This window comes from Bacteroides sp. AM44-19, from assembly GCF_003603395.1.
Lineage (GTDB): Bacteria > Bacteroidota > Bacteroidia > Bacteroidales > Bacteroidaceae > Bacteroides > Bacteroides uniformis.
Genome location: NZ_QTNB01000018.1, coordinates 17,474 through 33,815 on the forward strand (window position 1 = coordinate 17,474; position 16,342 = coordinate 33,815).

At 47.5% G+C, this 16,342-nt stretch carries 10 protein-coding genes; 4 read left to right on the top strand and 6 right to left on the bottom strand.

The window, feature by feature from the left end; all coding sequences use genetic code 11:
• Positions 1 to 27: 27 nt before the first annotated feature.
• Both kduI and DW947_RS18380 read left to right on the top strand, forming a co-directional pair.
• Positions 28 to 984, top strand: a complete 957-nt coding sequence (gene kduI, locus DW947_RS18375; protein WP_117713610.1) for a 5-dehydro-4-deoxy-D-glucuronate isomerase — start codon at positions 28 to 30, stop codon at positions 982 to 984.
• A gap of 141 nt (positions 985 to 1,125) precedes the next feature.
• Positions 1,126 to 2,616, top strand: coding sequence for an MFS transporter (locus DW947_RS18380; protein ID WP_009037147.1), 1,491 nt, complete (start codon positions 1,126 to 1,128; stop codon positions 2,614 to 2,616).
• Positions 2,617 to 2,937: 321 nt separating this feature from the next.
• Here the strand turns inward: DW947_RS18380 and DW947_RS18385 are convergent, their stop codons facing one another.
• The 6 genes from DW947_RS18385 to DW947_RS18415 all read right to left on the bottom strand — a co-directional run bounded on the left by DW947_RS18385 (position 2,938) and on the right by DW947_RS18415 (position 12,451).
• Entirely contained in the window at positions 2,938 to 6,369 is a 3,432-nt protein-coding gene (locus tag DW947_RS18385; protein WP_165859477.1) for a DEAD/DEAH box helicase, read from the bottom strand.
• On the bottom strand, positions 6,369 to 7,190 hold the full coding sequence (gene tatC / locus DW947_RS18390) for a twin-arginine translocase subunit TatC (protein WP_005835227.1): 822 nt from the start codon (positions 7,188 to 7,190) through the stop codon (positions 6,369 to 6,371). The genes DW947_RS18385 and tatC overlap by 1 nt, the downstream gene beginning before the upstream one ends.
• Before the next feature lie 185 nt (positions 7,191 to 7,375).
• Positions 7,376 to 7,591, bottom strand: a complete 216-nt coding sequence (locus tag DW947_RS18395) for a twin-arginine translocase TatA/TatE family subunit (protein ID WP_005823939.1) — start codon at positions 7,589 to 7,591, stop codon at positions 7,376 to 7,378.
• A gap of 111 nt (positions 7,592 to 7,702) precedes the next feature.
• Complete coding sequence (locus DW947_RS18400; RefSeq protein WP_005835226.1) at positions 7,703 to 10,219, bottom strand: bifunctional UDP-N-acetylmuramoyl-tripeptide:D-alanyl-D-alanine ligase/alanine racemase; 2,517 nt, start codon at positions 10,217 to 10,219, stop codon at positions 7,703 to 7,705.
• Positions 10,195 to 11,184, bottom strand: coding sequence for a GSCFA domain-containing protein (locus tag DW947_RS18405; RefSeq protein WP_009037151.1), 990 nt, complete (start codon positions 11,182 to 11,184; stop codon positions 10,195 to 10,197). The genes DW947_RS18400 and DW947_RS18405 overlap by 25 nt, the downstream gene beginning before the upstream one ends.
• 169 nt (positions 11,185 to 11,353) lie before the next feature.
• Positions 11,354 to 12,451 carry a hypothetical protein gene (locus DW947_RS18415; RefSeq protein ID WP_022402334.1) on the bottom strand — a complete coding sequence of 366 codons (1,098 nt, stop codon included), beginning with the start codon at positions 12,449 to 12,451 and terminating at the stop codon, positions 11,354 to 11,356.
• A 572-nt stretch (positions 12,452 to 13,023) separates the two neighbouring features.
• Between DW947_RS18415 and dxs the strand changes: the two genes are divergently transcribed.
• On the top strand, positions 13,024 to 14,928 hold the full coding sequence (gene dxs, locus DW947_RS18425; protein WP_117877857.1) for a 1-deoxy-D-xylulose-5-phosphate synthase: 1,905 nt from the start codon (positions 13,024 to 13,026) through the stop codon (positions 14,926 to 14,928).
• A gap of 66 nt (positions 14,929 to 14,994) precedes the next feature.
• Positions 14,995 to 16,335 (top strand): Trk system potassium transporter TrkA, encoded by a 1,341-nt coding sequence (trkA, locus tag DW947_RS18430; protein ID WP_005835221.1) that lies wholly within the window; start codon positions 14,995 to 14,997, stop codon positions 16,333 to 16,335.
• The last annotated feature ends 7 nt before the right edge of the window (positions 16,336 to 16,342 follow it).

Genomic DNA, 16,342 nt, shown 5'->3' on the forward strand with positions numbered 1-16,342 from the left:
AAGTTAAAAATTAAATAGTAACGGATTATGAAAAAGTTAGTACTTGCATTTATGATGGGAGCAGCTGCCATGGCAGCCAATGCCCAAGTGAATTACAAAGTGCAGACCGCCTGCCATCCGCAGGACGTGAAGCATTATGACACGGAACTTCTGCGCAGCAGATTCATGATGGACAAAGTGATGGCTCCGGATGAAATCAACGTAACCTACACCCTCTACGACCGATTGATTTACGGTGGCGCCATGCCGGTGAACAAGACATTGAAGTTGGAAGTGTTCCGTGAACTGGGTCCGGAAATCACTTACTTCCTCGAACGCCGCGAACTGGGTGTCATCAATACCGGCGGTGACGGAGTGGTTACTGTAGACGGTAAGGAATACCCCATGAAGTATAAGGAAGCCCTTTACGTAGGCTGCGGAAATAAGGAAGTAACCTTCAAGAGCAACGACGCTACCAATCCCGCCAAGTTCTACATCAACTCGGCCCCGGCCTACAAATCCTATGTTACTCAGCTGATTACCACCGATGCCAAGCTTCAGAAAGCCAACCCCAAGAAATATGCACTGGGCATCTCCGACCATTATGGAAAAATGGAAGACAGCAACGACCGTATCGTAAACCAGCTGATTGTGAAAGATGTACTGGAAAGAGTGAAAGACGGCGGTACCAACCAGTTGCAGATGGGACTCACGGAACTGGCTCCCGGCTCTGTATGGAATACCATGCCTGCCCACACGCACACACGCCGCATGGAAGCTTACTACTACTTCAACCTGAAACCCGGCAACGCTATCTGTCACCTGATGGGCGAACCGCAGGAAGAACGTTTGATATGGCTGCACAACGAACAAGCCATCACTTCTCCCGAATGGTCCATCCACGCTGCTGCCGGAACCAGCAACTATACTTTCATCTGGGGTATGGGCGGTGAAAACCTGAAATACAGCGACAAAGACGAAATCAAATACATCGATATGAAATAAAGTTGCCCTGCAACGTCCGATAGGCATGGACTTAAATAATCCATGCCTATTTTTGTCATTTTCTACATCCTTTTTACTCAATATTACACCTCGAACAACACACAAACCCCTACATTTGCATCAAAATATAAATCTATTATCATGAGTACATTTCAAAACACCGCAGGGCGGATGACCAATTACCGTTGGATTATCTGCGCCATGCTATTCTTCGCGACAACCGTCAATTACCTCGACCGCCAGGTTCTTTCATTGACCTGGAAAGATTTCATCTCCCCCGAATTCCACTGGACCGATACACACTACGGCTACATCACAGCTATCTTTTCCATCGTCTATGCCTTAGGCAATCTGTTTGCCGGACGTTTCATCGACTGGATGGGAACGAAAAAAGGGTATTTATGGGCCATTGCCGTATGGTCTATCGGTGCTTGTATGCACGCCCTCTGCGGACTTGCCACAGAAATGACCCTCGGCATTGAAAATGCCGCCAACATGATTAGCGCTACCGGTGCATTGGCCTCTACCATAGCCATCACCAGCGTTTACTACTTCATTGCCGCCCGTATCATACTGGGCATCGGTGAAGCAGGAAACTTTCCTGCCGCCATCAAGGTGACTGCCGAATATTTTCCAAAGAAAGACCGTGCCTTCTCCACTTCCATATTCAATGCCGGCTCTACCATCGGAGCACTGATAGCCCCATTGTGTATCCCTACCCTGGCCCGCTACTTCCAACGCATGGGCGTGGGCAACGGCTGGGAAATGGCTTTTATCGTTATCGGCGGATTGGGTTTCATCTGGATGGGACTGTGGATATTCATGTACAAGAAACCTGATGAAAATCCACACGTAAACGCAGCTGAGCTGGCATATATAGAACAAGACAAAGACAATGAGAAGGATAAAAAGGCGACTACTCCGACAACCAAGGATGAAAAGAGCATTTCTTTCCTGCAATGTTTCAAATATCCGCAAACCTGGGCTGTATTTTTCGGCAAATTCATGACTGACGGTGTATGGTGGTTCTTCCTCTTCTGGGCACCCGCATACATTTCGGACGTTTACGGATTCTCCTCAGATACTCCCACGGCACAGATGCTTATCTTTGTGCTCTATGCCATCACGATGTTGTCCGTCTATGGCGGGAAATTGCCCACCATCATTATCAACAAAACCGGTAAGAACCCCTACGCCGCACGCATGCAGGCCATGTTCATCTTTGCACTGTTCCCGCTATTGGCATTGTTTGCACAGCCATTGGGCAACAAGGAAGTATTTGGCGAACAAGCCTATTGGTTCCCGATTATCATCATAGGTATTGCAGGCGCTGCCCATCAGTCCTGGTCGGCCAACATCTATTCTGTGGTAGGTGATATGTTTCCCAAGAGCACCATTGCCACCATTGTGGGAATCGGAGGTATGGCGGGCGGTATCAGCTCATTCCTTATCAACATGAGTTCCGGTTTGCTGTTCGACTATGCCGACAAGACACAAATGGTATTTCTTGGATTCCAGGGCAAGCCTGCCGGATATTTCATCATCTTCTGTGTATGTGCAGTGTCCTACCTGATAGGCTGGTGCATCATGAAGGCACTGGTTCCGAAGTACAAACCGATTATAGTGGACTAATCAGAAGTCTCTATATAGATATTCAGAATCATGCGGAGTTTGCAAACTGCATTACATGCCTTGCAAACTCCGCACAAAAAAAGCCTTTTCTCACGAAATGGCTTTTCTTCGTTCAATTACAGTCAAAAACAAAAAACTGTAAATGGAACACAATTTAAGATGAAAAAAAGGGAAGTCTCACGACTTCCACAATTCTTCTAACCTTAAATCTAAATCTCTATGAAAAAAACGTGATGCAAAGATAATGGTTTATCTCACACAGCGTTATTAATAAACTCTATAAAGAAGCAGAAAATATTTAAGATTTACTAAATAAGACGGTTACGAATGGCAAACTACAGACAAGAGCTCGGCATAAATAGGATTAAGTTTCAATAGTTGCGGCACTCCTGTCATAAACATCTGCCTGCGGGCACGAGTAAGGGCAACATTCAATTTCCGGTCAATCCGAGTACCGTTTTCCTCCGTCATATTTGCCAGAAACTTCAACTGATAAGCCCGGTTCACACAGAAAGAGTAGATAATAACATCCCGTTCGCTACCTTGGAAGCGTTCCACGGTGTCTACCAATATATCCTCCAAAGGAGCAATACCCAAAGCAGCAATCTCTTTCTTAATCAAGGCTATCTGACTGCGATAAGGAGTGATGACACCTAAAGTGACAGCCGGGTTGAAACCGGAAACAGCTGCATACTGCCGATAGATAGCCGCTGCCAACCGTGCCACAATCCGCGCCTCCGAATGGTTCATCTTGGCCGACTGTGCCGGCGGTTCGACTGCGGCAGGCAGAAAAGCGACACGACGAGTCAGCAAGCCGGCAAACTCACAATCACACAGCTCAGGAGCAAGAATCAGCTCTCCCTGCTGGTGCGGCAGACCAACCGGTTCCAACAGACCACCGTAAAAAGCCCGGTTAGGAAACAAAGCTACCTCGATATTCATACGACCCTGACGGCAGAGCATGTCGTAGGAGGGATGAGGGATAAAAGATGAAGAATGAGAGGTTGATGCCTGGCGATTGGCACTTTCCTTGGAGAGATTCCTATAAAGGCGTTCGAAAAGGGAATCTTTCAAATTATACAATCCGATAGCCTGCAAAGCTTCGTCACACACTTCCGACTGCTCGGACGACTGCAAGACCACTGCGGGTAGCTGCTTATGGTCACCTATCAAAATAAATTTGCCGATGGCATCCGCGCCTGCGGGATTGCGGGTACAGAGTAACCCCAGCAGTTGTGGTTCCAAAATTTGGGTAGCCTCATCCACAATCGCTACATCAAAAGTCTTCAACCGGAAAAGTTCGGTCTTGGAAGAAAGCGTGGCAACCGTACCGACAAAAACACGGCAACGGGCAATGCGCTCCTGCACCTGCCGCCGAGTGGCACAAGGTTCCAACACATTCTCAATCAGATACGGGCGGAATGAGTCATCGCAAGACAACTCACTGCCTAAACGGATAAAGTCTATTTCAGGCTCAATGGAAGCCAGCGCCTTACTGATTTCATCTACAGCACGATTGGTATACGAAAGCAGTAGAATCTGTTTCCCCTCCCGGTAAAAGGCTTCTACCATGCCCCGCAGCGCGCGAGAGGTCTTGCCAGTACCCGGCGGACCGATTAAAAGGAAATAGTCGCGAGCAGCCTGCGCTTTCAGAATAATCCGCGAAAAATCATCCGGAGCGGTCGCAATACCAGTATCCAAAGAAGCATCGAACTCGGGAGGGCGCTGCCCCAACAACAAATCACGCCGTCTTTGAGTGGCAGAAAGGAAAGCGGAAAGTCCCAGATACATGCTACGAAAGGAGGTGTCCATATAGTCGTGCTCTATGGCATAAAGGCTAGCAGCAGGCAATACACCCGCATTCTGCTGGGTGGCACGAAGACGGATACAAACCTCGTCATCGGATATGCACTCTATATTACCTTTAAACACCATCTTGTTGGTAACGTTGTCGGTATCCGTATTCCGTTCGTAAAGAACCACCGCATCACCCTGACGGAAATTGGGCAGAACCCGCTCCTGCCGGGAAGCAACCATTTGCTTCGTTCTGAGTGACAAATACGGTTTATGCGCATCTGCCGCATGATTCTCGCAAATAGCCAAATCGTACAGAATTTCACCTGCCTCACATTTCTCAGCCAGTGTGGAAAGCCAGAGGGCGGCAGCACCGGTACGTCCTTCATAATCCACATCTCCAGATTTGGAGGTATAGAGTTCCTTGGTTATAAAGTTATAGAGCGTATAAAAATAGCTTTGTTCCAACGACGAAAGCGAACGGATGCGTTGCGCTACGGCATCGATGGAGGGGCAAAGGAAGCGTTTCCACAAGGTATTGTCCAAACCGCGCTCATTCAAGGTATCCGGATGGATGTCTTTCAGGCGCTCTGCCGTATACTGTGGGCTATTCCGTAACTGGATGCCATATTCATTGGCTACAATCCGGTTACGCACATCCATCACACGGCGCACCATTGCCCACGAAGGACGCGCCGGATAAAGCAACGGATAACGGGTATAGAGCAGATAAGCCTTTACACGTCGATGGTCCATTCCCATAGAATACTCCAACACAGCCTGATAGAGCAACATCTGCACCTTATTGTTTTCTTTAGGCTCCACCTTACCACGGATGGAATACTCGTCCGCCTTACCGGACTTCATTTCAATGAACGAGGTCATATCCCGCTGCATGTAGTCCAGACGCCCTTGCAAACCCAATGCTTCACAGATGTAAGAGGGTTCCAGCACGGCATCAGTCCTATCGAGTTCATAGCCGGATGCACGGAATGTTTCTGTCACCGTCCGGTGGATATTGTCGAAATGGCGCTTGCAATCGGAAAAGAATTCGGCTTCCTTCTCCCGGTCGCGCAGGTCGGCACATGCTGCCAGCTCGATGGGATAAGAACGGAAGGCCTTCTTCATGCATGCCAAATAATCGGGTGCCTCCTTGGCATGAATCCATTCGTCCAGAAAGAGGTTAGCAATATTACCCAACAGTAACGGACGGGTATTGTCTGGCGACTGGAGCCGTGCCAGAATATAGTTGGCAGGATGATGCCCGTAATCCTTGAAGCATTCGGCAAGCGAACTGATGTCTATCAAGTAATCGGGCTCAAGTATAATAAAGGAAGGGGTGAGTATGCCGACTTCGTCCACCGTAACATCCAGCAGATTGACCTGGGCATGCCGCCACAGAATCCGGCAGGTTTCTGCAAACTCTTCATTAATCTGAGGTACATTATAACGGACACGCAACGGCTCATCGGCTACAGTGTCTACGGGCAGTACATATAAATAAGTATCATCGGCATACTGAAAACAGACGCGCATGCGCTTTATCCGTTCTTTGGCGGGCGGTGCCACTATATAGGTGGCATCCGCACGAGGTAGCAGGCGATAAAGTTCGGCAGGTATCTCCTCCCCCGTCAAGCGCTTGACAAAGAATGCCAGTGTCTTGGCATCACGCAACAACTGTTCACGTTGCGGTTCCGCCTGGCGGTTCAGAATAGCATTGGAGGTCAGCCGGAAGGTATGCAGACGGTTCTGTTCCACGGTGGAAAGTCCGGCCTTCGAAGCCACGAAACTGATACGTGCAGAAAGGTCCGTCATCTGCAAGCTGCCGTCGGGCATCTGTGTACGGCACAAACGCTCCAGCAACTCGCGCAATTGCCGATAGGCCACGTCCAAGGAGATTTCCTCAACGTGGCAGGCTTCCAGCAATATACTAAAATATTCCTTTACTTCACAATCCATCATTCCTCTGTCTCCACTTCTTCCGCTTCATCATCAGTCTTTTTATCCTTTATCATCAGGATACTCAACTCATAGAGCAGATAAAGCGGCACCGCCACTACTGTCAAGGTAAACGGGTCACCGGTCGGAGTAATGATGGCCGAGGCAATAACAATGATGACAACAGCATGACGGCGGTATTTCCGCAAAAAGGTCTTGTGCACCAGTCCCAGCAGGGAAAGCAGCCATGTCACCAGCGGCAGTTCGAATGCCAGTCCCATGCAAAGCACCAACATCATGAAATTGTCGATGTACGAGTTCAGGGAAATTTGATTCTCGATGGCTGCGCTCAATTGATAAGTGGAAAGGAAACGCAATGTCAGCGGATAGACCATAAAATACCCCAGCAACACACCGATAAAGAACATCACCGTACCTATACCCAGCGCTTTCCTCACCCCTTTACGCTCGTTTGGATAGAGTGCAGGGCTTACAAAGCGCCAGATTTCATAGAAAATATAAGGAGCAGCCGTTACCACCGACATCCAGAAAGCGGTAGACATGTGGACAAAGAACGGTGCGGCAAGATTGATATTGACGAGCTTCACATGAAACTCCTGGGTAAAGAATTCATCCTGCAAGTCCAGTCTCTGCCCTATCCAGCGCAGCAAGTCATAGAAAATGAAGTCGTTATGGCAAGGAGCCAATATCACATTGTCAAACAGATAAGGCATGGCAATAAAATAACCGATAGCCAATACAAACCACACACCGAGTACACGAAACAACACCCGGCGCAACTCGTCCAAGTGGTCCCAAAAGGTTAGTTCTTTTTCTGACATAAAGGGATTTACTATTTGACAATTTACTATTTACTATTTGGGCTGCGCTGTGGGGATTTACTATTTGACAATTTACTATTTGGGCTGCGCTGTGGAAAAGGCAACAAGCCTACCCATACTCCTGAACTTCTCAGAGTATCAAATAGTAAATAGTAAATTGTCAAATAATAAATACCCTTGTTCCTTTATTTCTTTTCAGCCGGTTTATCCAAATCTTCCTGAGCCTTGTTTATCTCTTCTTTGGCTTCATTCACGCCATCCTTGAAGCTCTTCACTCCTTTGCCCAAACCACGCATCAATTCGGGAATTTTCTTACCACCAAACAACAGCAAGATGACCAATGCAATAATTATCCATTCGGAACCGCTGGGCAGAAAGCCTAATAAAAGTAAGTTTGTCATAGTTATATCTGATTAATTATAGTGCAAAGATAGGAAAATTAAGGATTAGGGATTAAGGATTAAGGATTAATTTTATCGCAATCCCTAATCCCTAATCCCTGCCCCCTATCTTCAGTCTTGATAATAAATACGTTTTACCCGTGTAGAAACGCTTGTCAACACCTCATAAGGAATAGTTTCGAGTACATCGGAAAGAACGGTTATAGGCAGATGGTCACCAAAAATTTCCACACTGTCACCCTCCTTGCAATCGATGTCCGTCACGTCAATCATACAGACATCCATGCAGATATTCCCTACATAGGCTGCCCGTTGGCCGTTTACAAGACAATAGGCATGTCCATTTCCAAGATGGCGGTTCAGGCCGTCGGCGTAACCGATGGGAAGAGCCGCTATACGCGACGGACGGGTGAGATGCCCTTTCCGGCTATACCCCACCGTATCCTCTTCGGGAACATCACGTATCTGGAGGATGGTAGTCTTCAACGTGCTCACATTATTCATAATGGAATTGTCTATGGGATTGACACCATAGAGGCCGATACCCAGGCGCACCATATCGAATTGCGCCCCCGGGAAACGCTCGATACCTGCGGAATTGCAGATATGGCGAAGTATCTTATGCGGAAAAGCCTCCTGCAATTCCATGGACGCTTTCTCGAACATTTCTATCTGCCGGCGTGTAAAACTGTCGAATTGTTGCGAATCGCTCCCTACCAAATGCGAGAAGACGGAACGGGCAATCACGGCATTCTGTCCCTTCAGCCGTTCTATCAGCCGGGGCATATCCTCCGGAGCAAACCCCAGGCGGTGCATACCGGTATCCAGCTTTATGTGGATGGGGAAGTTTGTGATACCTTCCTTTTCCGCTTCTTTAATCAAAGCGTCCAGCAGATGGAAGCTATATACTTCGGGCTCCAGCTTGTAATCGAACATGGTCTTGAAAGCAGTCATCTCAGGATTCATGATAATGATATTCGCAGTGATGCCCGCTTTGCGGAGTTCGGAGCCTTCGTCGGCAACCGCCACGGCAAGATAATCGACATGATGTTCCTGCAAAGTCTTGGCTATCTCGTAAGAACCTGCACCGTAAGCGGAGGCTTTCACCATGCAGACCATCTTTGTTTCCGGCTTCAGCTTGCCACGATAATAGTTCAGATTGGCAATCATCGCTCCAAGATTAACCTCCAGAATGGTTTCGTGCACCTTCTTCTCCAATACTTCCGTCAAGGAGTCAAAACCGAACTTACGTGCACCCTTAATCAGAATTATTTCGTTTTCAAGGCGAAGTTCCCCACGCTGAATGGCACGTATCAAGGCCGCTGTATCCGGATAAAAGGTCTTCTCTATATTAAAGCGTGCAGCGCAGGAAGATATTTCATTTCCTACACCTATGATGCGTTCAATGCCACGGCTGTTTACCAGCTGTGCCACTTGTCGGTAAAGTGTCGGCGTGTTCTGACCGGTCTCCAATATATCCGAAAGAACCAAAGTCCGCCTCAATCCCTTACTTTGCGAACGGCGGTAAAGAAAATCGAGTGCAATATCCAATGAGCCAAGGTCAGAATTATAACTGTCGTTAATCAACAGACAGTTGTTTTTTCCCTCCTTGACTTCCAGCCGCATGGCGATGGGTTCTAGCCTTGCCATACGTTCTGTAATCTGTTCGGCAGGAAGCATCAGATAGAGGCATGCGGCCAGGCAGTTCAGCGAATTCTCGATGGAAGCATCATCTATGAACGGTAGAGTAAACGTATTATCCATATCCAGATAGCGATAGGAAATGACAGTACAGTCATCCCGTTTCTCCACCTTACTTATATATAGAGGACGTTCCATATCTTTCCGGCTCCACGCAATCTCACGTGCAGACAGCATGGACTTCGCCACACAGTTGCTGACGAACTCATCGTCACCATTATAAATCACTACATCACAATTCTTGAAAAGCGTCAGCTTCTCCATGCATTTCTCCTGCAACGAGAAGAAATTTTCCTGGTGAGCCCCTCCTATATTGGTCAGGATACCTATGGTAGGCTTGATAATGTTCTGCAAAGCACGCATTTCCCCCGGCTCGGAAATACCGGCTTCAAAAATAGCAAGTTCGGACTGTTCGTTCATCTGCCACACAGACAAAGGCACTCCAATCTGGGAGTTATAACTGCGGGGAGAACGGATAATGGCACGTTCCGGACTGAGCAACTGGTGCAGCCATTCCTTCACAACAGTCTTACCGTTGCTTCCCGTAATACCGATGACCGGTATCTGGAACCGGTTCCGATGCTGTTCCGCCAGTTTTTGCAAGGCTTTCAGCGGGTTGGGAACAATGAGATAATTGACAATTGACTGCGCATCATCACGCTGCATAGCATTGTCAATTGTCAATTGTCCATTGTCCATTAATCTAAAGCTTTCTTCGCTAAGCACAAAATTACGTACTCCACGGGCATATAAATCTGCAATATAGCGCGCACCGTCATTCCTCTTGGTGGTCAAGGCAAAGAATAATGTTTCCTCAGGAAAATTCAGGGAACGGCTGTCAGTGAGCAGCCAGTCTATGGTAGCCGGCGCGTTTCCCATACGCCGTGCGCCAATACTTTCGGTTATGCTTTCAATCGAATACGACATATTTCTCTCTCTTTTTGGAAATCTAAGTACGGGTATTTTCCGTTAAGTTGGTCTATTTTTAACACAATTTGTCCTAAAAAACGCTTATACTCTTCTGAAGCGGGATAAAATGGCTTATGTGACAACATCTTACGGATATTTTCACTTTCTTCCATAATCCGTAACGCATCGGCAGAGATGCACGACCGGGTAAACCGTTCCCAGACATAGCGAATGGCTGTTTCGGAAGGATGCACCATGTCTTCTGCATAGAAGCGATAGTCACGAAGCTCGTCGAGCAGCAGCTCATAAGCCGGAAAATAGAAAACATGTTCCGGGAAAGTGGCTTGCAACTGGTTCACGGCAAGTAGCAGGGTAGCTTTACTGAGCTGGTTGGCATGCATTCCGTCACGCACGTGGCGGATGGGGCTGACGGTGAACAATACTTTCAGCCGGGGAATCCGCGCCAGCAAGCCAGAAAGCAAAGAGGTGTAGTCAGATACTATTTCACAGACAGAAAGCATACGGCGGGTAAAGCAGGACTCAGGTTGCTTATGACAGTTGGCAACTACAGTTCCCGTCTTTTTATTTTCATAAACCCAGGCAGATCCGAAAGTCAGCAGCAGACAATCCAACCGGTCCAGCCTTTCATGGGCGCTTTTCAAACGCCCGTTAATGCCTGCCAATGTTTCCTCTGCAGAGACTGAGGAAAAACTACCATGATGCATGGCACTATGCCAAAGTTCATGAAAGAGGAAAATATCGTTTTCATTGTAGCATCTGCCCGCAATGATTTCACGCAATGCCGCAGAAATGGAAAACGGATTATAAAGCACACCATAAGGATTGACGTCACAACGGAACTTGGCATCCGCCAGCCTTTGCCCCATCTCGGACGCAAAACAAGAACCCATCAGCAACAGATTATTCTCTTGCGAAAGAAGGGGCATACTGGAAACTACTTCTACAGGCGTATAAAGATTCATAAGCTCGGAATAAATAAACCATTCACTTTCTCGAAAAAAATGATGTACCAACTGCTTGCTACGCCACAAAGATAGTAAATTTCAATATATAACGGTCGAAACATAAAAAGGCAGGTGATATAACCTTTCATTATATCATCTGCCTTAAATAAAAATACTATATGTTCTATTAATACCAATTAGCCGTAGGATCAGCCACCCAATCTGCAAAACCTGGATATTTATCATTAATATCCTGACGTTCAGCAGTCCATTCATATCTTGTCTCTACACGTATCTTCTGCGGCGCTTTACCTATCTCCGCTTTCAGTGTATATACTTCAGCATTTTGACCTTCCACTTTGACATTTACGGCACCGGTACCGTCAACTCTGTACATCACCGGAGCCTTAGTTGCCCCAGCACCTGTATTTACCATTGTAGTATTAGAAACGCCAAAGAGTCCATGAACTTCACGGCTATCACCGCCTACCTCAATATACAAAGGCAAAGTACCACCCGCAGCCTGCAGGGTAATGATAGTTGCTCCCCCATTGGTCGCTACATCAAACACGACATCGTTGAAGTCAAAATCATCACTGTCTCCAAGGTCTTCTGCTATGATTCTGTACGCATTCGTATATACGGCCGGAGAGATCTTCACAATCCAATCACTATAATACCCATCTGCATCCACTTGTTGATTTGGGTTCTGTCCGGTAGCTTCAAAGTCAAATCCCACATAATAAGCACCCCCAATATATTGTATAGTATAATTATAGTGCATTTTACCATCCAGAGAAGCCCTATAGCCAAAAGAAGACGTTCCACTATTCTGCATTAGCATTATAGCCCCCTCAGTAGCATTAAAATTATTGACATGGTCATCTGATGCTGCAACCAAAAAATCCATATTAGAGTGTGAGCCACTTACATGTTGAACAAAAAAGTCGGTCCAATCCACACCAATGGATTGTGGATTCTGATGTGTTTTAAACCATTCCGTAACCACTTCTTTTTCTGTAGCCGTAATACCCTCGGGTACTTCCGTAAAATCTTTCCATTGATTGCTATTAGTGTTAGCAACACGCGTTGTCGGTGTTGCCCCAAATCCCCAATCCTGATCAACTGCAATTTCTCCATACTTCTGCACGAAAGCCGATGCATACTGTGCCTCTTTCTTAGCCGCCGCCTTTTCCGGGTCGAACAAATCGCTATCAGAACCGCAAGCGGAAAATACCACTACGCCCATAATAGCCAAAATTCCAAAGTTGAGCTTTTTCTTCATATCATTCATTGTTTATTCATTTAACAATTCGTGATTACGCCCCATGCCGACACATATTACAATTAAGAATATCATTATATACAACTCAAAATTGTATAACATATTGATAAATAGGACATATTCTACTTCGCAAATATACATAATACTATATCAGATAACAACCAAAATCTCAAAAAAGTTGCAATAAATAATTTATTAAGTTACATTTTTCAACAAACATTAAATTTAAAGCATATCTTATCATAGATGCACACATACGAGAGTACAAGTCAATCTTTGAAAGGATTAATATCTTTGCCTACCAAAATTAAATCATTCCTATATGGAGAAAAAATCGTTCCACCATGGTGGAACGATTTTTCCCCTAGGATGGAACAATATTTTCTCCATGGAGGAACGATTTACTATCAGGCATCTTTTCCCTTAACCATAGGCAGGCTGAACGAGAAATATGGCGTATGCAAAGAGAAAGTAAAAACAGAAGTGAACAAAAGAGGCTTTTTTTCCTTCTAAAACTTCCCGCCATCCGTTTTCTTTTGCTATTTTTGCATTTTGTAATCTTCAGATTAGAAATGAGAACAGAACCAACAACATATAACTTGCTTAACACCATTACATTTCCCGAGGATTTACGCCAACTCAGCGTAGAAGAGCTTCCTGAAGTCTGTAAAGAATTGAGGCAAGACATTATAAAGGAGGTTTCGTGTAACCCCGGACATTTCGCTGCCAGCCTGGGCACGGTAGAGCTGACCGTTGCCTTGCACTACGTATTCAATACTCCGTACGACCGCATAGTCTGGGATGTAGGCCATCAGGCGTACGGGCACAAGATACTGACCGGACGCCGTGAAGCATTCTCCACCAACCGTAAATTCAAGGGAGTTCGTCCTTTTCCCTCACCAGAGGAAAGCGATTATGACACATTCACCTGCGGACATGCGTCAAATTCAATCTCCGCCGCTCTTGGCATGGCTGTTGCCGCTGCCGAAAAAGGCGAGAAAGACCGCCATGTGGTCGCCGTCATCGGTGATGGAAGCATGAGCGGCGGCCTGGCTTTCGAAGGACTGAACAACGCTTCGTCTACCCCTAACAACCTTCTTATCATTCTCAACGACAATGATATGTCGATAGACAGAAGTGTAGGCGGCATGAAGCAGTACCTTTTCAACTTGACTACCAGCAACCGCTATAACCAGCTGCGCTTCAAGACATCCAGACTGCTGTTCAAAATGGGACTTTTGAACGAGGACCGCCGCAAAGCGCTGATTCGCTTCGCCAACAGCCTGAAATCAATGGCCGCCCAGCAGCAGAATATCTTTGAAGGGATGAACATCCGCTACTTCGGCCCTATCAATGGACACGATGTGAAAAACATAGCCCGTGTCCTGCGGGACATCAAAGATATGCAGGGACCGAAAATACTGCATCTGCACACTGTGAAAGGAAAAGGATTCGAACCTGCCGAGAAGAATCCCGATATCTGGCATGCACCGGGCAAGTTCGATCCGGAAACCGGAGAACGCCTCAAGGCGGATACCAGCAATTTGCCTCCGCTTTTCCAGGACGTGTTTGGGGAAACGCTGGTAGAACTGGCAAAGGAAAATCCGAAAATCGTCGGAGTAACCCCCGCCATGCCCACCGGCTGCTCTATGAACAAGCTGATGGACACCATGCCCGACCGTGCCTTCGATGTGGGTATTGCCGAAGGGCATGCAGCCACTTTCTCGGGCGGTATGGCTAAAGAAGGAATGCAGCCTTTCTGCAACATCTACTCCTCCTTCATGCAGCGGGCATACGATAATGTCATCCATGACATCGCCCTGCTCCGCCTCCCCGTCGTACTTTGCCTGGACCGCGCCGGACTGGTAGGAGAAGACGGACCGACACACCACGGAGTTTTCGACCTGGCCTATTTCCGTCCGATTCCCAACCTGACCATATCTTCACCGATGGACGAACATGAATTGCGCCGCCTGATGTACACGGCACAGTTGCCGGACCAAGGTCCGTTCGTCATCCGCTATCCCCGCGGACGCGGCGTATTGCTGGATTGGAAATGTCCGCTGGAAGAAATCCCCGTAGGCAAAGGGCGCAGACTGAAAGAAGGCAAAGACCTGGCAGTCATCACCCTCGGTCCCATAGGCAACGTGGCCGCACGTGCCATAGAGCGTGCGGAGAAGGACAAAGGAATCTCCATAGCCCACTACGACCTGCGTTTTCTCAAGCCGCTCGACGAAGCCCTGCTGCACGAGGTGGGACTCAACTTCCAGCATGTCGTCACCATAGAAGACGGTGTCAAAAAAGGAGGAATGGGCAGTGCCATACTGGAGTTCATGGCGGACAATGACTATATTCCCCATTTCAGACGTATCGGTGTACCCGATGCCTTCATAGAACACGGCACCATACAAGAGTTGCACCATCTTTGCGGAATGGACGAAGAAGGAATCTATAATCAATTGATAATTGATAGTTGAAAATTGACAGTTTGAGCATTTACCCCATAGGTCAACTATTAATTACCAACTATCAGCGAACTAAAAGTGAAAATAATTATTGCAGGTGCCGGCGCAGTAGGCACACACTTGGCCAAGTTGCTGTCCCGCGAGAAGCAGGACATCATTCTGATGGACGACAACGAAGAGAAGTTGAGCACACTGAACTCTAACTTCGACTTGATGACGGCTACAGCCTCCCCTACCTCCATAAAAGGCTTGAAAGAAGTGGGAGTGGGAGAAGCCGACCTGTTCATAGCCGTCACCCCCGATGAAAGCCGGAACATGACCGCATGCATGCTTGCCAACAATCTGGGAGCACAGAAGACCGTAGCCCGTATTGACAACTACGAATACCTGCTGCCCAAAAACAAGGAATTTTTCCAGAAGCTGGGTGTCGATTCACTCATCTATCCGGAAATGCTTGCCGCCAAAGAAATCGTATCTTCCATCCGCATGAGCTGGGTACGCCAATGGTGGGAATTCTGCGGAGGAGCCTTGATACTGATAGGTACCAAGATGCGCGAAAAAGCCGAGATACTGAACATCCCCCTCCACGAACTGGGTGGACCGGAGCTGCCCTATCACGTGGTAGCCATCAAACGGGGAAGCGAGACACTGATTCCCCGTGGTGACGATACCATCAAGCTACATGACATCGTATACTTTACCACCACACGAAAATACGTCCCCTACATCCGCAAAATAGCCGGCAAGGAAGATTATGCCGATGTGCGCAACGTGATGATTATGGGTGGAAGCCGGATTGCCGTACGAACCGCCCAATATGTCCCGGACTACATGCAGGTGAAAATCGTGGACAACGACCTGAACCGCTGCAACCGCCTGACCGAGCTGCTTGACGACCGCACCATGATTATCAATGGCGACGGGCGGGATATGGACCTGCTTGTGGAAGAGGGACTGAAAAATACGGAAGCCTTCGTTGCCTTGACCGGCAACTCGGAGACTAATATCCTGGCCTGCCTTGCCGCCAAACGCATGGGAGTCAGCAAAACCGTAGCGGAAGTGGAGAACATCGACTACATAGGCATGGCCGAAAGCCTTGACATCGGCACCGTCATCAACAAAAAGATGATTGCTGCCAGCCACATCTACCAGATGATGCTGGATGCGGACGTCAGCAACGTGAAATGCCTGACCTTTGCCAATGCCGATGTAGCGGAATTTACCGTTAAGGCCGGCTCGAAGATTACCAAACATCCGGTAAAAGACCTCGGCCTCCCGAAAGGAGCCACCATCGGCGGACTTATCCGCCAGGGGGAAGGCGTTGTGGTTATGGGTAACACCCTGATACAGCCGGGTGACCATGTAGTGGTATTCTGCCTGAACATGATGATTAAGAAAATCGAAAAATACTTTAACTAATTGAGAA